Origin of the sequence: Streptomyces sp. NPDC096105, from assembly GCF_044763335.1 — a bacterium.
GTDB lineage: Bacteria > Actinomycetota > Actinomycetes > Streptomycetales > Streptomycetaceae > Streptomyces.
The window spans coordinates 1-16,630 of record NZ_JBIWGC010000040.1; the positions used below are offsets into that span (position 1 = coordinate 1).

Below are 16,630 nucleotides of genomic sequence, written 5' to 3' on the forward strand. Positions count from 1 at the left end.
CAGAGGCCAGCGCTACGCGCTGTAACGGCGGCGCTGCCGCGCCACCTCGCGGCCTCCGGCCGCGGGGCTGGGGCCGGCCTTCGGCCGGTACAGTGCGGGTGCGTGGTGGGGGGGCTCGCCTACGGCGGCCGGGGTGTCGTCACTCGGGCTTCGCCCTCCTTCCTGGTGGTGGCCAACGGGGAGCACTGTACCAGGGCATGACGAAGCCCCCTCGACAACTCGCGGTTGTCGAGGGGGCTTCGTGTTCCGGGGGTACCCTCCCCGGTCCCCTCACGTCCTGTGTGTGACTCCCCATGGGGGCACCTGAGGGCCGCCGTGTCACCCCTCGTGGCGAGGCTTGCGCGTCAACGCTGGCACCGGGCTTGTCCCGGCGATGCTCCCCCGCTCGCCTTAGGGGGCCCGTTTGGTCAACTATACTCGGGCAGCATCTCCCACGTGATGCGCGCCTGGCACCGGACGGTCTTGCCGTCCACGATGCCTACCGCCATCGTGTGGCCTTCGTGGACGGTGTGGCCGTCGCCTCCGTCCTTCATGCAGTGCCCTCCCTGTTCCAGGTACGTACGGCACTGCCGACGGATCAACTCCGTGTTGGAGCGCTCGTGCAGCTCGCGTAGCTGCTCCATTGTCATCTCGTCCAGGTTCACCGGTACAGCCCTTCCGTGAAGCACCACCAGGCGCTGAAGACGCAGAAGGACGTGCCGAGGATGCTGAGGAGTGCGCCGCCGGCGGTCTCCGACTCGATGACGGAGCACAGTCCGAGGATGACGCCCAGGATCATCAGGCATCCGGTGATGATGGGGAAGGCGATCACTTGTCCTCCTTCGCGTCGTACATCTGCCGGGCGATCGAGACCAGGGCGGACAGGCACCCGCGCAAGAGCGCGGCTTCGTCGGTCATCAGGTCCACGCGGTTGAAGCCCAGAAGGGTGCTCTCGGCCTCTGCCAGGTAGTCAAAGGCTGCGTCGCGCTCGCTCACTGGTCCTCCTTCCGGGCGGCCGACGCTGCGGCCACCAGGAGAGCCACCAGGGCTACACCGACAACGACTCCGACGACGACTCCGGCCGCGAGGGCAACGCCCGGTTCGGTGAGAGCGTCCCGGACGCGACGCCGTACCAGATAGCCGCGGACGCGAGCCATGAGAGCACCAAGCCCGCGCGGGCGGTGCGCGGGGGCCGGAGGGGGAACCGGCCCCCCACCAGACGGGAGTGCGGCGATCGGGGTGCGTCGCTCACGTCGGAGCCTCACCGCTTCGGGGTGGGGGTGGTGAACAGCCGACGCCACGTCTCCGGGCCGGGGTACCCGTCCGCGTCGTCGCCGGTCCAGCCCTGCGCGCGCTGGAACTCCTTGACGTTGGTGCGGGTCCACTTCGTGAACTTGGGGCCGGCCTGGTAGCCGTCACCGTCGTGGCTCTTGGTGTACCCAAGCCGGATGAGCTGCTTGTCCAGCGCGGTCACGTGAACGCTCGTCTTGCCGATGCGGAACATGTGGCGGCCGGGGAACGGGGGAGCGGCCGGGGCCGGGCGGGGGCCGGCGGGGTCCGAGACGAACGGGCTCATGTCGATGTACCCGACGATGTGCGAGCTGCGGGTGCGCTGCGCGCAGACGTTCGCGGTGTTGCCTTCGATCGCCACGACGGTGCCGGACGGGGCCGCGGAGACGACTATGCCCGTGTGGTTCACGAAGCCTTCGTCGCCGTCGGGGAGCTTGTAGTACACCAGGTCTCCCGGCCGGGCGGTCCGGATGTCGGTCCGCCAGAGGCCGCGGTTCTGCGCGGCGTGGACGCCCTGTGTGGTGGCCGCCCAGAACGGGGTGAACTCTTTCTTCAGGTCCACGCCGAAGGACTGGTAGACGTACCAGGTGGTCATCGCGCACCAGGCACCGACGTACCCGTACTTCTCCGTGATCTTGTTGCGGTTGGAGCCGGGAGGGTTCTCCCCGATCCCGATGAGCGATCGTGCCTTGGTGACGATCTGTGCGCGCGTGGGCATGGGGGAATCCTCCCGGCAACCGGTGTGGGTGATCAGTACCTCAGTGCGGGTACGAAGCTACCGGGCTCCGGCTTCAATTCAAGTCGGGTCAGTCCAGGGGCCAGGACATGCCGGTGAAGTCGTACGTGTCGCTGGTGGCGACGGCTGACGACGTGTAGATGACGACGACGCCGCTGGGCTGCACCAGACAGCCGAGGGCCGGCGGACTGCCGCTGGTGGCGCGGGGGGCCGCGTAGTAGTGGTTCTTCAGCGGGCGCAGCTCAGGCGGGATGGTGAATGCGTTCTGTCCGCCGCTGCTGTAGGCGGTCTTCGTGGACGCGGCTCCGTCCAGGTAGGCGCGGGTCCCGTCGGTGCCGATCCGGAGTGACTGGTACGTGGTGAGGCTGGGGGTTGTGTTCCAGGCTCCGGCGGTGAGGGTGGTCCACTCCTCCGGTACGGGTACGCGGCGACCGCCGACGTGCAGCGTGCCGAACACGTCCACATCGTCGGTCACGGTGAGGATGCCGGTCACCGTGGCGTAGCCCTGGCCGGCCTCTGCCATGAGGTTGAGCGGTCCCAGGGTGTGGTACTGCTCGCCCTCGGGGCCGACGCTGAGGGTGATCTCTGGCGGGGTGTGGGGGCCGTGCGTCGGCGGCTTCAGCACCAGGTAGCCGTACTGCATTTCCGATCCGTCCGACGTGATCCCGGTGACCAGCTCGCCGGGGGCCGTCTCGGAGGCAGCGCCGGAGAATAGGATGATGTCCCCCTCCGGAGTCAAGAGGATGCGCTTGCCGTCCGCTGCCGTACGGATGGTGGACCCGGTGATGAGCTTGCCGTCGATCGCGTCGGCCGCGAGCTGGGACCCTTGGATCTCGCCCTCGATCGCGGACGCGGGGAGGGTGGTGGTGGGATTGCGGAACGGCACCGTCACGCCTCCTGATACTCGACACGGGCGAGCGCCTGGCCGTCGGTGGTCTGCCAGACGACACAGAGGTCCTGGCCGGCCGGGACGTAGAGCGGTCTCAGGTACTCGCACTCATCGAACCTGCCGCTGTTGGTGCCGGAGACCAGGTTGCGCCGCTCCGGCTCTCCGACGTACACGTACGCGCGGGGGGACGTGGCTCCGTCGTGCTGCACGGTGATGCGGCTGACGTACAGGCCGCGGCCGGCGGCCGGGGCGGAGAGTCGGCACGTGAGCGCGCCCAGCTCGGGCACGGCGTCCGTGGCCGTGATGATGGGGAGTGAGGGAGCGGCCGACAACCCGGAGTTGTCGGCCGCCGCGCTCATCCCCGGACGGTAGATATCTGCGGCGAACCGGCCGCCGTGGGGACCGTACACGTCAGCCGTCCAAGTGTTCCGCGAGCCACGTGACCCGGCCGTTTCCTTGGACACCGCCGGCCTTGATGTAGATGGGGTGCCGGGTGGTCAGCGTGATCTCCTGACCGGTGTAGAGCATGTACGCCGTTCCCGCGTTGCATTCCTCGCGCGTCGGGGCAAGGTACATCTCTGACTCCCAGATGTTCTTGATCGTCACCCGGACCCGCGACGGCACCGCACCGATGAGGAGTTCGGCGTCCGTCGTGCTCGGGGTGAGCTGGCCGCACGTCCACCGCCGGGTAGGACGGTCCTCGATCGGGAGCGGGTGGGACGCCACGACTTCCACCGCCACCGGGTCCACCTTCGCGGGGGCCGGGTTCGTCTCCATGTAGTCCGCGTACGTCTCTTCGTGCATCAGGTTCCTTCCGTCGCCGGGGCCGCCGCGGTCTTCTTCGCGGGGGCCGCGGTCTTCTTCGCTGCGGTCTTCTTCGCCGGAGCCTTCGCGGTCTTCGCGCCGGACACGGCGGCGCTGGCCGGGTGTGCGCTCGCGGCAGCCTTCGCGGTCTTCTTCACTTGGCCCACAGTGGCGCGGCCGGCCTTGACGGCTCCGCGCGCTGCGGTGCCGACGGGGCCGCCGACTCCGGAGTCCGCAAGCATCTTGATCCCCAGGATGACGACGCCGGTCCCCGCGGCCACCTCGAGGACGCGGAGCCAGTTGTGTGGGTTCATCAGCCACACCGCGGTTTTCATGGCCATTTCGGTGATCTGCCCGGCGTACTTGATCAGTTCCACAGGGAACATGAGCGCGTCCCCGAGTCCGCCAAGACCGGGCGCCAGGTCCTCCGGGGACGGGACGATGCCGAACGGGTCCCACCACTCCGCGTCGATGTGCACGGCACCCGGATTCTGAATGACCTTCGCGGCGGCCAGGGTGGCGCGGCCCATCTGCGTGGCCGCCGATCCGTTGGTCCATGTGGTCCACTGTGACCAGGACTTGCCGCCGTTGCTGATCCGGTAGACGTGCTTCGCCGCTTGGACCGGGTTGAACGCCTCCGCGTCGGACACTTCCTTGTGCCAGTAGTCGTTGATCTGCCACAAGCCACGGTCACGCGAGGGCGGGGTGTTCCCCGACTTGTTCACCGCGTTGATCCGGCCGCCGGACTCCGCGAGCGCCACCGCCACCGCGCGGCTCAACGTGGTGCGGTCCTTGAAACCAGCGTCATACGCCACCCGCGCGATCTCTTCGGGGGTGAGCGTCGTCTTGGTCGCGTTAGGCATACTGCGCTCCCGATCGGGCTGCGGTCCGGTAAGCCGCCGCGTACGCGATGACCATGATTGCCCCGACGGTCAGCACTTCGGACGACCGGGTAACAGCCGCGGCGACACAGACCACCGCGGTTGCCGTGAGCGTCGCCATGCGTTCCGCGTCCACCAGGTGGCCACCCTCCCCCGCCCGCACCAGGGCGAGCGGGGGAAGGGCGGCCCCGTAGATGGTGGGCACCAGGCCGATCACCGACAGGGTGAGTGCGGCGTGCGCCTGGTCCACGTCGTCACCTCTTGGGGTAGGGCAGCACGGTGGTACCGGCTGCGTAGATCAAGTGGGGGCCGCGCTTGCGGAGCGTCGCCCGTGTGGCGGCGGACCGGCCGGCCTCCTTGCTGAGTTGGTACTGGTACAGCTCCATGCCGCTGATGCCCAGCTTGTACTTCGCGGCGATCGTGCTGTAGGAGGAGTTCTTGCCGTTGACCACCGACTTCCACCGCTTCGGGTAGACGCGCGCCGGCGGCTTCGTCGGCGGCTTGGGCTGCGGGAGCGGCTTCGTCGGGTTCGGCGGCTTCGGTCCGGGCTGCGGCGGGTCCGGCTTCGGCGGCTTCGGCGTGATCGGGTCCACCGGGTCCGGGTTGGTCCCGCCGGGCACTTCCGGCGGCGGCGGCACCGGGGGCGGCCCCATCACTACAAGGGTCTCTGCGATCAGGGCGCGCTCTGTGACGGTGAGGGTTTCACCGGCCAGATACTTCCTGATGGCAGAGTCCACCAGCGTGGGGTTGTACCCGCGCGCAATCATCCGCTGGATCGCTTGGCGGCCCCACTGTTCGTTGGTCTGCGGGGTCACGTCGAGATCGTCGCGGTCGTCGTCGTCGTCGCCGTTCTGCCCGACCCCGTTCGGTTGCCCGATGATCGTGCCGTCCGGTACGTACGGCTCCGGCTCCGCGTCGTCGTCCCCACGCTGGCGGACCACGTACGCGATACCGATGCCGCCGACGACCGCGGCGATCCAGACTCCGAGCGGCAGCGGGCCGACCTTCTTGCCGAGCGTCGCGCCGAGCCCACCGCCGGCCGTGCCGTCGTCGTCCGCGTCGCTCACAGTCTCCACCTCCTTCCGCTCATCGGGGCCGATACCGGAGCGGCCTCCGGGTCGGTGACGGTCAGTCGCTCGTCCCAGGGGCGCGGGACGGGCCGGTACGTGTTCGGGTGGCTCCCGGCCGCGGTGTTGTTGTTCACTGTGATGCCGTCCCCGCCCGGATTCGGTTCGTAGTGCTCGGTCGCTTCGTGCTGCGCGTACGGGGTGGCCGCGAGCGGCGGAAGCGACTCGATCTTGACGATCGCCGGATCGTGGTCCGCCGCCCACTGCCCATACGGGCGGTTGAACAGGGGCACGCGTACTTCCGGCGCGCGGGCCGGGTCGGTGCCGTTGAGGCCACCGCGAGCACGCGGCGGCGCGTCCGAAGGCGTCACCGCCGGGGTGCCCTGCGCGTTGCGGGACTCCTCCGGGCTCGGACGCATCGACTCGTTCGCCGGCTGCGGGTACCCGGCGGGGTAGAGCGCGTCGTACTGTCGTCGCCGGTCGGGCCGGCCGCCGCCCACGTGGGACCCGGTGGGGTCCCCGTCGAAGGTGGCGGCCCCGTCCGGCTCCGGCTGATAGAACTGCGGTGCGCGCCACCGTGACCGCACGTACTGCGGCTCCTCCCCCTCCGTGCCGGAGGACGGGAGATCGTCGCCGGGTACGTCGTAGTTCACCTTCGCGTCGGCCAGGTGCTCGTGCGGGACCGATGCGTCACCGACCTGATCGCGGGTGTAGTAGCTGCGGACCATGGTCACTTACCCTGCGCCGCGCGGAGCGAGCCGGTGAACGCGTCACCGATCGCCCGGATCACCTGCGCGCTCGCGGGGTGAGAGACGACGGTAGTGACTCCGGCGACGACGACGAGCATCGACGCGATGCTGAAGAGCTTGTCCAGGTTCATGGTTCCCCCTCTCGGGGTTGATCAGGGGAGCAAGTCCCCGAGTGTTCTCCATGCCTTGCCGCCGTAGACGACCGACGAAGACAGGAGTAGGACGATTGCGAAGCCACCCCCAAGGGATGGCGACGCTTGCGCGAGCGTGCCGAGCAGCACACCCGCGACGGTCAGCCCGATCGCCAGACGGACGGGCGGCACCTTGTTGTCGCTGGCGTCGCGGACCAGGACCAGCGCGCCGGACACGGCGAGACTGGTGACGATCCACGTGTTCGCCTGGTCCTGTGTCATGGCCATCAGGTCACCGCCGATCCGCTGCCGCCGAGCACGTCCCGGTAGTAATGGCTGGCCCAGTTCACCGACTCCACCAGGACTCCCTTCCGCGGGTTGGCCGCGTGCAAGAGCTGGCCGCCGCCGATGTATATGCCGATGTGGTAGGCCGGTCGGCCGTAGCACACCAGGTCTCCGGGCTGCGCCTGCGCGGCTGACACCGACCGGCCGCGCAGCGCCTGTAGCTGGCTCGGGGCCGGGATCGAGAGGCCGGCCGCGCGGCGGTAGACGTACTCGACCAGGCCGGAGCAGTCGAACGTTCCCGGTCCCTTCGCGCCGTAGACGTACCGCTTGCCGAGATGCTGCCGGGCCTCCGCGAGCACTCGGCCGCGGACGCCGGTAGCGTTGACCGGCATCGAGCCGCCGCCGCCACCGGCACCGCCGCCACCACCGCCGCCGGAGATGTTGCCGCCGGCGTCGCGGATCTGTTGGATACCGGCCGCGGAGCCCTCCGCACCGATCCCCTTGATGCCGCCGCGCTGGCTCGCGGTGGTCGGCTCGCCTCGCAGTACCCGGCCGATCTCAGCGACCAACCCGTCCTCCGGGTTGGTGAAGCCGGCCCAAACGAGCGCGGCCCCCGCCCCGGTCACCAGGATCGCCACCGCGAGGTTCGTAGCCATCGCTACTTGCCGCCGGGGCCGAACCGGGCATCGAGCTCCGCGCCCACCACGTCCGCGATGCGCTTGCTGAGCACGCCGTTCGTCTGGTGGGTGATCTGCGTGAGCGCCTGGTCCTGCGCGTCGCTGCGGGCGTCCACCCGCGACACCACGAGCAGTGCACCGATGACCGGGGTCACGAAGGTCAGCAGGCCGGTGGTCTCCTGTCCCTTGACGGTCAGGAAGACGTACGCGACGACGGAGGCGACGAACGCCACCAGGCCAACGACGAGAGTGGAGCGGTCCTTCACGACGCACCGCCCAGCTTGGAGCTGGCGAAGGAGATGACACGGGGGAGCACGAGCGCCCCGAGTGCCGCCCCGATGATGAGGCTCTTGGTGTCGAGTCCGAACATGATGCGGTCCTTCCTGCGGGCCGGGGGCCGCGTGGCAGCGCGGCCCCCGACAACCCGCGGTTGTCAGTCGATGGAGGCGGAGATCCCGCCGAATCCCTTACGCAGCAGCGCGAGGGTGCCGAGAGCGGCGAAGACGAGCAGTGCGGACACCTTGGCGGTGTCGGTGGTCCACTCACCCATGGGTGGGGCCTCCTACTCCATGAAGATGGGACCGGCCGGAGCCACGTCGTTGGTAAGGATGGTGAGCGTGCCGTTGCTGCCGAAGTTCCCGGACAGCTCGAGCCGCGTGGACTGCACGGTGCCGAGCCACCCGTCGCGCAACTCATTGCCGAGCTGGCCGTCGAATTCGTGGGTGAAGTCCTCCAGCCACACGCCGTTGTCCCGGCCGCCGGCGGCTTCGGCCGCCGCGGTGTACCGGGACCGGCGGACCATCTGCGACTTCCACAAATCCTTGTGGCGGGTGAAGAGGTTCTTGCTGTCCCAGAACATCGAGATGTCCGAGGGGAAGTTGGTCTCACCGCTCGCGCGGGTGCCGTCCGCGCCGCGGAAGATGAACAGCACGTTCCTGATGTAGGAACCGACGCGGGTGAGTCGCGGCTGTTGGAAGCCGGCGCTGATTGTCTGCGTCGTCTTGCTGAGGTACTGCGTCGTACCCATGGCCGGGGGCTGCGTGGCGTTGGCGTTGCCGCGCAGGTCGGTTGCGTTGGGCTGCGTCCACGCGTCGAGCCAGGCTCGGACGCGGACGGTCGGCGCGGTGGTCGGGGCGGTGGTGTACACCTCGGACGTGGGGGCGAGCGTCACGCGGAGCTTGTAGGTGCTGGCCGCGTTGGCGTTGGGGAGCGAGCCGAGTCCGTCCCGGCCGGAGATCTCGACCGGCACGTACAGGAGGAACCCGAAGTTCCCGGAGGCGTTCGCGCCGGTCACCGGGGCGACGTACATCGAGGACAGCCTGGGATCACCGATGTTCCGGCCGAACCACTTGTTGTCGAGGTAGACGTCGTATCCGTTGACGGGGCCGACGACGTTCGCGCCGTTCACGTCAATCAGCGCGAGTTCGCTGATGATGGACCAGGGCGCGTCTTCCTTCATGGCGACGGTCGCCGTGCCGGAGCCGCCGGTCGCGGAGACCCAGAGCCAGATGCCGCGCATGTAGCCGTACGCCGGGACGTCGAACGGCCCCATGGCTACGGAGCTGGCGCCCATGGCCTGACTCACGTCAAGCATCGGCTCCTGGTGCTCCTTGGCCGCGCGCGTGAACGGCTGCGGCATCACCGCGGCCTTCTTCTTCGGGTCCCGACCGTCGGTCGAGCCCTGCGCCTGGGCCGGGTGTGATGTGATGGTGGCAGGCACGCTGCCTCCCTTCATGGTGGTGGTGTGTGCTGGCCGTGCGGCCCCGGTGATCCGCCAAGATGTGTCGGGGCCGTACGGTGCTAGTAGATGTAGGCCATGGCCTTACCAAGCGGGGTGTCGCTCAGCTTGGCCGCGACGGTGCGCCACATGAAGCCGAAAATGACCATGTAGGCGGCCACCGCGAGGAACTCCACCGGCGAGACGTGCACGCTCACGCGCGTCACCTCTTCTCTGGTTTGGTGATCAGTAGGTCACCGGTCACCGTGTTGATGTACAGGAACTCGTACTGCCGCAGACTCCCGAGGGTGTCTGCGATGAGCCGGGCGTCGTTGCCGCCCAGCGATCCGAGACGCATCACGTCCCGGTGGTCTGTGGTCCGCGCGAAGAACAGGTGCGTCGCCTGCGAGTAGGCCATGAGCGGGAGCCAGGCCGGCCGCTGCGCGCCGCCGACGACGGTGATCCCGATGGACCGGGCCTGAGACCAGAACACTTCGAACAGCCTGGCCATGCCGAGGAACCGACACAGGTAGTACAGCTCATCCGCAAAGATCGTCCACCCGCCCGCGGCGAAGATCTCGCGCAACGCAGCGTCGATCACCCTCTGTTGCTCCACTACGTCCTCAGGCCGCTCGAAGCGCGGCCACAACGCAATGCGCTGCGAGCGCGCCCCGATGACCGTCGGCGGCGGCCACTCCCGAATGCGCCTGTATTTGTCCTTCCGGATCAAGGACAGCATCGTCTCGTCCTTCGGCTTGGTGCCGATGGCACACACGAAGTCGCGCTGCGGCAGAAGCTGCTGTGCCAAGTTGGTCTTGCCGGAGCCGGTCTTGCCCACCAGCGTGACGTGCTCGCCCTGGTCCCACACGAGATGCCGGGACAGGAACTCGCCCCAGTCCACGCGCGGGATACGGGGGTCACGCACTCGCGGCCTCCGGCGGGGGAGCGGCCCCGAGCAGGCCGGCGGGGATCAGGCCGTGATTCGCCAGGATCGGGACCGCGATGCCGCCCAGCGCGGTGAACACCTTGAGCCAGGCCCCACCGGAAAGCGCACCCTCCATGAACTCGCGCGCCTTCGGGGACTCCTCCGCGAGACCGGCGAGCGCTTCGGACAGGGCCGGCGCACCCTGCACGATGGCGATGCCGTCCGCCTGGTTGAACGCGCCGACCATGATGCCGAGCGACGTCAGGTTGGTGCCCAGGCGCGTTTCGAGCTTGGGTTGCCGCGCGCCTCCGCGCGGCGTGCGCGGCTTCGCGTCGGCGGTCGTCTTGGCCGCCCGCGCCCGTCGCTTCGGAGGCGCGTCGGGCGCGGGCGGTGCCTGTACGGGGTCCACGGCCGGCAACTCGATGCCGGTCTGTCCCTCGATCATGCCGGGTGCGGTGTCACTCATCAGTCTCTCCTCCGAAGCGGCTTGAACCACCAGTGCGATTCGCGCGGTGGGGTGTCGCGTTTGCGCTCGCGCGGCGGTGCGGTCTCCTCCGGGGCCGCCGGGGGTTCGTCCGCCTCCGGGTCCGCGTCCGCCTGGTCCGCGTCGTCCGGCGACAACTCGGGGTTGTCGTCGTCCGCGTCGTCGTCCGCCGACAACCCGGAGTTGTCGGCCGCCTCCGTGATCGCTTCCCCTGCGGCCTCCGCCGCGGCCTCCGCCGATTCGGCCGCCTCAGCGGTGCCGGCGACTTCCGCGGCCACCGCCGCCGCCGCCGCGGCTTCGCCCGCCACCGCCGCGTGATCGGCCGCCGCTTCGTCGTCACCCTTGCCGGCCGCGCGCTCCGCAGATTCCTTCGCGTCCTGCGCGGCCTCCGCCGCATCGGCCGCCGCCGACTCCGCGGCTTTCCGCTCGCGGTCGGTATCTGCCTTGTCCACCGGCGATCCCTCGCGCGCTGCGCTGATCTGCGCGCGGAGCCACGCGGCTTCGTCTTCGGTAAGCTCAACAGGCATGGGTGTACCCCGGTACGTGTGACGGTTTTTCACGGACTTTGGCGAGTCGTGAAACAGCGTGCCGGAAGTACGCTTCAATGCAAGCGCGCGCGACAACCGGCGGTTGTCGCGCGCGTGACGCACTGCGGCCACCTGGTCCCCGTGGACCAGGTGGCCGCTCCCTTGGTCACCACCAGATCGGCGGTGGCGGCGGTTTCTCCCCGCCGTTGCACTCCGGGCACTTGACGCGCCCTGTGTCGCATCTCGGGCAACCGCCTACGCAATAGTCACAATAGATCGTCTTGTGACCGGCGCAGGTGCCGCAGTAGTACCAGGGCTCAGCAGTCCCCGGCCGCCCGCTTAAGCGCGACGACTTCCCCATCGGCTTCCCCCCACACCTGGTGACGCGCCCGCGCGGCCCGCACCTTCGCCAAGTTGATGACGTTCGCCACCGCGGCCGGGCCGAGCTTGCGCGCCATGGACGCCGGCCCCCAGCGCTTCACCGCATTCTGCCGGGTCATCGGGTGCCCGAACTCGGTGAGGAACCGGGCGATCTCCCCGAGGGAGAAGCCAGCGTCCGCGTGCAGACTCGCGGCGGCCCGGTCGGTCTCCTCCTTCATCGTCTGCTGAAGGGTCAGCATGAACGCCAGCGCCTCCGGGTTGGTGCTGGCGCGACGCCCCATGGCCGTGATGAACCTCCCGGCCGCCTTGGCGAAGTCGTCGTCTTCGTACTCCTTCTTGCGACGTTTGGTGGTTGCCTTACGTCCCGTCATCGGGGGTCCCTTCGTTACTGAGTTGGGCGACAACTCGCGGTTGTCGCCCCGTTCGAGGAACACACTACCGCTGCGTTCTTTAACGCGCTACAGTTTCGGCACGGCCCGTGAGGGTCGCACTCCTTTGCACTGAGGGGACACACGATGACCGACGAACACCTTCGGCAGTACATGCCGCCCGGCGGCCGGCTGCTGCTGCTGCTGCGCGCCGCGCTCTCCTACTCCGACGATGGGGGGCCGTTCCTGGTCATCCGTCGTGCAGGCAACGTCTACCAGCACGACGTGCGAGTCGAGCGGCTGGCCGCGAATCCCGCGAGCATGTGCGCTCTCACGGGTGACGACGCGTTGGCCTTCGCGGAGACGCACGGCTGGCGGTCCGTTCTGGACCCCACCGCGGTCGAGCTGCGCGCGCTGATGCACCATGCGGTGACACTGCGGGACGTACCGATGTGGGCCGACGACTTCCACGTCTACAGCTCACACATCACCCTGCCCGAACAGCAGGAGAGGTTGCGGCTCATCGAGCGCGGCCACCGGGCGGCGGCGGCCCGCGCACGGTTGGCGTTCGTGCGGTGAGCCACCACCCGGAGTGCGAGCGGTACCGACGCGCGTATCGGGAGCGCTACGGGAGCTGCACCAAAAAGGTCTGCTGCTGCAAGACCTACCAGTGACAACCGCCGGTTGTCGCCCAACCGCCGCCGCCCGGTCCGACCGGGCGGCGGCCCTACGTTGATACGAGAGAGACACACATGACGACGCAGACAGCCGCTCAACTGCGCGCGCTGATCCGGCGGGACACCGCTCAGCTCGCCAAGCTCGCGGACCAGGTGGCCGCGGTCGAAGCGCGCCGCGCAGAGCGCATCCGACGCGCGCGCCAGCTCGGGGCGAGCGGTGCCGAGCTGGCCGCCGACGCCAAGTTGAGCGAAGGCCGGATCTCGCAGATCGCCCCGGCGAAGGAGGCAAAGAAGGCGGCCCGCGCGGAAAGGCCGGCCGATGGTGTCCCCGGTCCCGAGACGTGGCGGCTCATGATGCGCCAGCCTCTCGGGGAGAAGGAGTTGCCCGCGCCGTTCCGGCCCGGTGCGGCGACAGCAATCAAGGCCACCCTGTCCGGGCTGGCGACGGACCGGTACGCGCGCAAGTGGGTGGAGCGGGAGACGCTGTTCGTTGATCTGGAGTCCGGCGAGTGGGCCACCCCGGACGCGAAGCGCGGCCGGATCACCTGGCACCAGCACACCGCGCACGAGCTGCTGGCGCAGATCCCCGAAACGGTAGAGCGGGTGTACCTGGTGGGACCGAACAGGCCGGGCGTGCGGCCGGGGCACCCGTACGACACGGAGGCGGACGCGGTGCGGGTCTGGTTCCTCCGGGACGTGCCCGGCTGGGAGGTGGCCGAAGGCGGGCACTGGCTCGCGGACGAAGACAACCCGGTCGGCCGGTGGCGGCAGGGCGAGGGCGAGCGCGCTCGGTCGGTGGAAGTCCTGCGCGCCGCCGCCTGGTTCGGTGAGGGCCGGTACACGGTGCGGGATGCCGCGTACGCCTGGTGGACGCTGCGCAAGGTAATGCTCCGCGCGTTCGGGGACGGGGCGATCCTGTTGAGCACTCCGGCGACGACCGGGCGGGACATGTGGCGGCGGACGATCGGGTACCAGCGCGACGGCTCCCCGAAGTCCTACCCGGTGCTCTCCGATGAGCTGCGCGCGCTGATCCAGGCCACCAGCGGACAGGGCCGCCGGGAGATCCTGCCCGGTACGGCCGGGGAGACGATCGGCGGGTTCGTGCAGTACGACATGCGGTTTGCGTACGCCGCGCTCGCGTGGGGCCTGCCCGTCGGTGAGCCGACGATGTGGACGCGCAGGAAGTTGGACCAGGCGGCCGACGACGACATTGCCGCGATGCTGAAGGGCCGCGGGCGGTGGTTGGTCACCGCGACGGTGCCAAGCGGGTGGGACCGGGTGGGACTACTCGGGGCACCGGCTGCGGATCACGCCTGGTGCTACCCGGCCGCGCCCGGTCAGAAGTTCACCACGTGGGCGAGCGGGGGCGAAGTCGAACTCGCGCGCGCGCAGGGCTGGCGCGTGGACCTCCGCGAAGGGTTCACGTTCGCGGAGGGTAAGCCGCTCAATGGCTGGCGGGACAAGCTCACCGACGCGTACCAGGCTGCGGAGGCCGGAGAGTTGCCCGCGGAGGTGGCGCCCCTGGTCCGGGCCGCGCTGCGGAACATGGTGCTGATGACGATCGGTGCGTTCGCGGCCCGCTCGCACATGGTGTCCCGAGCCATGCCCGCCACGCCGGAAAACGACGGCAAGCTCCCCAGCAACCGGCCCGTGCGGGAAGTAGAGGGCATGTACCTCTGGGAAGAGCCGGGGGAGGTGTCGGAGTGGGTGAAGCGGCAGGCTCACCCGGAGTGGTCCGCGGAGATCTGGGCGCGGTGCCGTCTGCGGCTGCTCGATGCTCCCACCGCGGACCGCACGGTTCGCGCGGGTGCGCTGCACGTCCCGGCCGGGACCGTGCTCGGGATGCGCACGGATGCGCTGTACCTGTCCGCCGATCCGGGGTGGCCGGACGACGGCAAGCCCGGCCGGTTCCGGCTGAAGGGGAAGCTGGTCGGTGAGATGCCGCGCCCGGTGAACGACGCGCAGCTCGACGCGGTGAAGACGAAGGCGGCGGCCAATGTCTGAGGCTCGAGACCTGATCCTGCAACTCCGCGCGGCAGGGATGAGCAACAGGGCGATCGGTCGGGAGATCGGCCGGAATGACAGGTTGATCAAGTACGTCGCCGACGGGGAGAAGCCCGGCCGGAACCTGGTGGAGTCGCTGCGCGCGCTCGCGGCGAAGCGCGGCGGGGACCAGGCGGCCACGGTGCCGGAGGCTCCGCGTCGGAAGGGCGCTACCGGTGCGCCGGCCAAGGTGCGCCGCCGGACCCGGTGGGCGCAGGGCCGCACGGTGAAGGTGAAGCAGCAGGCGGTGAAGAACGGCGCGAAGGCGATCGTCGCGCGGTTGGACGCTGCGGCGGCGGCCGGGGACCGGGTGGCGTTCACGGTGGTCTACGGGAGGAACGTGAAGCTCACCATGTCCGACGGGACACCGATTCCGCCGGACGGCAAGGAACAGTATGCGGAGATTGGCAACCGCGGGAACGGGTTTCCGGCCGCGTGGGTACAGGCTCAGGCCGGCGGGGACCTGGTGGGGTGGCTCGGACAGTACCTGCGGGACGCCAACCGGTTGGCGGCTCCGGCCGATCCGATCGGGCTGGAAATCCGAGTGTGGAGCGGAACCGACCGGCAAGCCGCCGGGGATGAGGGGTTGTAACCGATCCTTCACAGGACTCACACATGCCCGTGCGGTAGACCACCTGGATAGCGGGATGGTTGTAGCAGAAAACGCACAATCTGTAATGACGATTCCGCTTTCCGTCAAGGGTGACGCGGGGTACTGTGATCTCGCACTGAGGTTCCGTTGGATCACTGAACGAAGGGGGCTCTCCATGGCCTCTGCTACTCGCACCAGAGCGGGAATGCACTACCGCAGGAACGCCGGCAAGTCGGGGGTCACGTCCCCCACCCGGTACGCCGACAGGGACCGCGCGTACCGGCAGGCACTCGGACTCTCCGACGGGGAGCCACTGCCACGGCGCATCGGATCAGGCCGATAGCGCATACGGTCCCGACGGCACGAAGCGGCCCCCGGACCATACGGACCGGGGGCCTTTCGCACGCCAGGCGGCTACTCACTCACCCGTTACCGGGTTGCACTGAGGGAAGATCACCAACACCGGGTGTGCGACTCGACGGTATCAGGTAGGTACGCTTACGCCTACGCGGAGCCGCTATGCTCACAGCGCACCATCTCTAAATCAGTCATCCCCTCCCGGAGGCGTCGCACCCAACAAGTCCACCAGTCACAACACAACCTCATACGCGGTGACCGTCTGCCAACGGTCGGCCGCATCAAAACCCGGAGTCTGCTCCTTCGGGCCTTAGCTGTGTCTTGCACTGGCTAAGGTAGCACGCCCTTACCACACGCGCAGGACGACAACCGCGAGTTGTCACCCTGTGGTAACGCGAGAGCGCCGGCCTCCGCACCGCGGAGGCGGACAAGAGCGAGCACGCCGTGACGGTGTCCTCGCGGAGTCGTCGCCCGTATCGGACCGCAGCCGCGAGACTGCGGGCATCCGGCGGGTGAGTCGCCGCAGCGCGACGGCACGTCGGGACGACGTGACCGAAGCGGCCGACGCTACCGGGTGCCCACCAGGGCCGCGCCGCTCACGCGGTGGAAGCCGGATCTGGTCCCCGTGCGCCCGGCGGCCCTCGCGGTGCAACAGCTCCCCCTGGTCACCCGCCCGGCGAACAGCGGACCGGGTAACGCCGGAATCACGCGAGCCTCACGGGGGGACAGACGGTGTGTGTCGGCCGCGCTCGCGCGCGGTGGTGGTGGAGAGCAGGCGGTGTTGCGTCCGCAGGACGCCACGGACAGAGGTTGCAGGGGGTTGCAAGGGGTTGCGGTGGCGTCCCCCCGTAGGGTGACAACCTTGGGTTGTCGGGGGTGCCGTTCTGTGGCTGAGGTAGAGTCGGGATGGAAGTCGGGAGCGAAGGAGGTGTGCGGGGTGGCACAACGGAGGGGCCGAAGCCCGCCGGAGGCGGGTGGGTGAGCACGACGACGCGGGACCGGGGCCGGCCGAAGGCCGGAGGGGTGGCGCGGCAGCGCCGCCGGTTACAGAGCGTAGCTCTGGCCTCTGCC

Annotated in this window: 24 protein-coding genes; 3 read left to right on the forward strand and 21 right to left on the reverse strand. The window is 69.4% G+C overall.

The window, feature by feature from the left end:
• Nucleotides 1–407: 407 nt before the first annotated feature.
• From ACIQ8B_RS32435 to ACIQ8B_RS32535, 21 genes are all read right to left on the reverse strand, one after another.
• Entirely contained in the window at nt 408–644 is a 237-nt protein-coding gene (locus ACIQ8B_RS32435; RefSeq protein ID WP_403551845.1) for a hypothetical protein, read from the reverse strand.
• The gene (locus ACIQ8B_RS32440; protein ID WP_403551848.1) at nt 641–811 is read right to left on the reverse strand and encodes a hypothetical protein; all 171 of its coding nucleotides are present in this window, start codon (nt 809–811) and stop codon (nt 641–643) included. Before ACIQ8B_RS32440 ends, ACIQ8B_RS32435 begins: the two co-directional genes overlap by 4 nt.
• Nucleotides 808–975: a hypothetical protein gene (locus ACIQ8B_RS32445; RefSeq protein ID WP_403551850.1), complete on the reverse strand. Its 168-nt coding sequence runs from the start codon at nt 973–975 to the stop codon at nt 808–810. Before ACIQ8B_RS32445 ends, ACIQ8B_RS32440 begins: the two co-directional genes overlap by 4 nt.
• 265 nt (nt 976–1,240) lie before the next feature.
• A complete protein-coding gene (locus ACIQ8B_RS32450) occupies nt 1,241–1,987 on the reverse strand; it encodes a peptidoglycan-binding protein (protein WP_403551852.1) in 747 nt (248 codons plus the stop codon).
• Between the two features lie 88 nt (nt 1,988–2,075).
• Nucleotides 2,076–2,897 carry a hypothetical protein gene (locus ACIQ8B_RS32455; protein WP_403551854.1) on the reverse strand — a complete coding sequence of 274 codons (822 nt, stop codon included), beginning with the start codon at nt 2,895–2,897 and terminating at the stop codon, nt 2,076–2,078.
• Nucleotides 2,894–3,253 (reverse strand): hypothetical protein, encoded by a 360-nt coding sequence (locus ACIQ8B_RS32460; protein WP_403551856.1) that lies wholly within the window; start codon nt 3,251–3,253, stop codon nt 2,894–2,896. Before ACIQ8B_RS32460 ends, ACIQ8B_RS32455 begins: the two co-directional genes overlap by 4 nt.
• A gap of 52 nt (nt 3,254–3,305) precedes the next feature.
• Nucleotides 3,306–3,698, reverse strand: a complete 393-nt coding sequence (locus ACIQ8B_RS32465) for a hypothetical protein (protein WP_403551858.1) — start codon at nt 3,696–3,698, stop codon at nt 3,306–3,308.
• Complete coding sequence (locus ACIQ8B_RS32470) at nt 3,698–4,561, reverse strand: hypothetical protein (RefSeq protein ID WP_403551861.1); 864 nt, start codon at nt 4,559–4,561, stop codon at nt 3,698–3,700. The genes ACIQ8B_RS32465 and ACIQ8B_RS32470 overlap by 1 nt, the downstream gene beginning before the upstream one ends.
• The gene (locus tag ACIQ8B_RS32475) at nt 4,554–4,829 is read right to left on the reverse strand and encodes a hypothetical protein (RefSeq protein WP_403551863.1); all 276 of its coding nucleotides are present in this window, start codon (nt 4,827–4,829) and stop codon (nt 4,554–4,556) included. Before ACIQ8B_RS32475 ends, ACIQ8B_RS32470 begins: the two co-directional genes overlap by 8 nt.
• Before the next feature lie 4 nt (nt 4,830–4,833).
• Nucleotides 4,834–5,646, reverse strand: a complete 813-nt coding sequence (locus ACIQ8B_RS32480) for a hypothetical protein (RefSeq protein WP_403551865.1) — start codon at nt 5,644–5,646, stop codon at nt 4,834–4,836.
• On the reverse strand, nt 5,643–6,374 hold the full coding sequence (locus ACIQ8B_RS32485; RefSeq protein WP_403551867.1) for a hypothetical protein: 732 nt from the start codon (nt 6,372–6,374) through the stop codon (nt 5,643–5,645). The genes ACIQ8B_RS32480 and ACIQ8B_RS32485 overlap by 4 nt, the downstream gene beginning before the upstream one ends.
• Before the next feature lie 2 nt (nt 6,375–6,376).
• Complete coding sequence (locus ACIQ8B_RS32490; RefSeq protein WP_365554153.1) at nt 6,377–6,526, reverse strand: hypothetical protein; 150 nt, start codon at nt 6,524–6,526, stop codon at nt 6,377–6,379.
• A gap of 21 nt (nt 6,527–6,547) precedes the next feature.
• A complete protein-coding gene (locus tag ACIQ8B_RS32495; protein ID WP_403551869.1) occupies nt 6,548–6,808 on the reverse strand; it encodes a hypothetical protein in 261 nt (86 codons plus the stop codon).
• Between the two features lie 5 nt (nt 6,809–6,813).
• Nucleotides 6,814–7,467, reverse strand: coding sequence for a C40 family peptidase (locus tag ACIQ8B_RS32500; protein WP_403551871.1), 654 nt, complete (start codon nt 7,465–7,467; stop codon nt 6,814–6,816).
• Between the two features lie 2 nt (nt 7,468–7,469).
• Nucleotides 7,470–7,754, reverse strand: a complete 285-nt coding sequence (locus ACIQ8B_RS32505; RefSeq protein WP_403551874.1) for a hypothetical protein — start codon at nt 7,752–7,754, stop codon at nt 7,470–7,472.
• Between the two features lie 296 nt (nt 7,755–8,050).
• Nucleotides 8,051–9,208: a hypothetical protein gene (locus tag ACIQ8B_RS32510; RefSeq protein ID WP_403551876.1), complete on the reverse strand. Its 1,158-nt coding sequence runs from the start codon at nt 9,206–9,208 to the stop codon at nt 8,051–8,053.
• Nucleotides 9,209–9,288: 80 nt separating this feature from the next.
• Nucleotides 9,289–9,432, reverse strand: a complete 144-nt coding sequence (locus ACIQ8B_RS32515; RefSeq protein ID WP_403551879.1) for a hypothetical protein — start codon at nt 9,430–9,432, stop codon at nt 9,289–9,291.
• Nucleotides 9,429–10,106, reverse strand: coding sequence for an ATP-binding protein (locus ACIQ8B_RS32520; RefSeq protein ID WP_403551881.1), 678 nt, complete (start codon nt 10,104–10,106; stop codon nt 9,429–9,431). The genes ACIQ8B_RS32515 and ACIQ8B_RS32520 overlap by 4 nt, the downstream gene beginning before the upstream one ends.
• A 16-nt stretch (nt 10,107–10,122) precedes the next feature.
• Nucleotides 10,123–10,596 carry a hypothetical protein gene (locus ACIQ8B_RS32525; protein WP_403551883.1) on the reverse strand — a complete coding sequence of 158 codons (474 nt, stop codon included), beginning with the start codon at nt 10,594–10,596 and terminating at the stop codon, nt 10,123–10,125.
• Entirely contained in the window at nt 10,596–11,273 is a 678-nt protein-coding gene (locus ACIQ8B_RS32530; RefSeq protein WP_403551885.1) for a hypothetical protein, read from the reverse strand. The genes ACIQ8B_RS32525 and ACIQ8B_RS32530 overlap by 1 nt, the downstream gene beginning before the upstream one ends.
• Before the next feature lie 185 nt (nt 11,274–11,458).
• Nucleotides 11,459–11,893: a hypothetical protein gene (locus ACIQ8B_RS32535; RefSeq protein ID WP_403551888.1), complete on the reverse strand. Its 435-nt coding sequence runs from the start codon at nt 11,891–11,893 to the stop codon at nt 11,459–11,461.
• Nucleotides 11,894–12,037: 144 nt separating this feature from the next.
• On the opposite strand from ACIQ8B_RS32535, the gene ACIQ8B_RS32540 reads away from it, so the two are divergent.
• The 3 genes from ACIQ8B_RS32540 (at nt 12,038) to ACIQ8B_RS32550 (ending at nt 15,202) form a co-directional block, all read left to right on the forward strand.
• Nucleotides 12,038–12,469, forward strand: a complete 432-nt coding sequence (locus tag ACIQ8B_RS32540; protein ID WP_403551890.1) for a hypothetical protein — start codon at nt 12,038–12,040, stop codon at nt 12,467–12,469.
• A gap of 251 nt (nt 12,470–12,720) precedes the next feature.
• Nucleotides 12,721–14,571: a hypothetical protein gene (locus ACIQ8B_RS32545; RefSeq protein WP_403551892.1), complete on the forward strand. Its 1,851-nt coding sequence runs from the start codon at nt 12,721–12,723 to the stop codon at nt 14,569–14,571.
• Entirely contained in the window at nt 14,564–15,202 is a 639-nt protein-coding gene (locus tag ACIQ8B_RS32550) for a hypothetical protein (protein WP_403551895.1), read from the forward strand. The genes ACIQ8B_RS32545 and ACIQ8B_RS32550 overlap by 8 nt, the downstream gene beginning before the upstream one ends.
• Nucleotides 15,203–16,630 lie beyond the last annotated feature (1,428 nt).

Excerpts from the sequence above, each read along its gene's own strand:
- ACIQ8B_RS32490 (WP_365554153.1), bottom strand. The coding sequence starts at position 6,526 with ATGAACCTGGACAAGCTCTTCAGCATCGCGTCGATGCTCGTCGTCGTC.
- ACIQ8B_RS32525 (WP_403551883.1), bottom strand. The coding sequence starts at position 10,596 with ATGAGTGACACCGCACCCGGCATGATCGAGGGACAGACCGGCATCGAG.
- ACIQ8B_RS32500 (WP_403551871.1), bottom strand. The coding sequence starts at position 7,467 with ATGGCTACGAACCTCGCGGTGGCGATCCTGGTGACCGGGGCGGGGGCC.
- ACIQ8B_RS32470 (WP_403551861.1), bottom strand. The coding sequence starts at position 4,561 with ATGCCTAACGCGACCAAGACGACGCTCACCCCCGAAGAGATCGCGCGG.
- ACIQ8B_RS32495 (WP_403551869.1), bottom strand. The coding sequence starts at position 6,808 with ATGACACAGGACCAGGCGAACACGTGGATCGTCACCAGTCTCGCCGTG.
- ACIQ8B_RS32465 (WP_403551858.1), bottom strand. The coding sequence starts at position 3,698 with ATGCACGAAGAGACGTACGCGGACTACATGGAGACGAACCCGGCCCCC.
- ACIQ8B_RS32460 (WP_403551856.1), bottom strand. The coding sequence starts at position 3,253 with ATGAGCGCGGCGGCCGACAACTCCGGGTTGTCGGCCGCTCCCTCACTC.
- ACIQ8B_RS32450 (WP_403551852.1), bottom strand. The coding sequence starts at position 1,987 with ATGCCCACGCGCGCACAGATCGTCACCAAGGCACGATCGCTCATCGGG.
- ACIQ8B_RS32540 (WP_403551890.1), top strand. The coding sequence starts at position 12,038 with ATGACCGACGAACACCTTCGGCAGTACATGCCGCCCGGCGGCCGGCTG.
- ACIQ8B_RS32550 (WP_403551895.1), top strand. The coding sequence starts at position 14,564 with ATGTCTGAGGCTCGAGACCTGATCCTGCAACTCCGCGCGGCAGGGATG.
- ACIQ8B_RS32535 (WP_403551888.1), bottom strand. The coding sequence starts at position 11,893 with ATGACGGGACGTAAGGCAACCACCAAACGTCGCAAGAAGGAGTACGAA.
- ACIQ8B_RS32485 (WP_403551867.1), bottom strand. The coding sequence starts at position 6,374 with ATGGTCCGCAGCTACTACACCCGCGATCAGGTCGGTGACGCATCGGTC.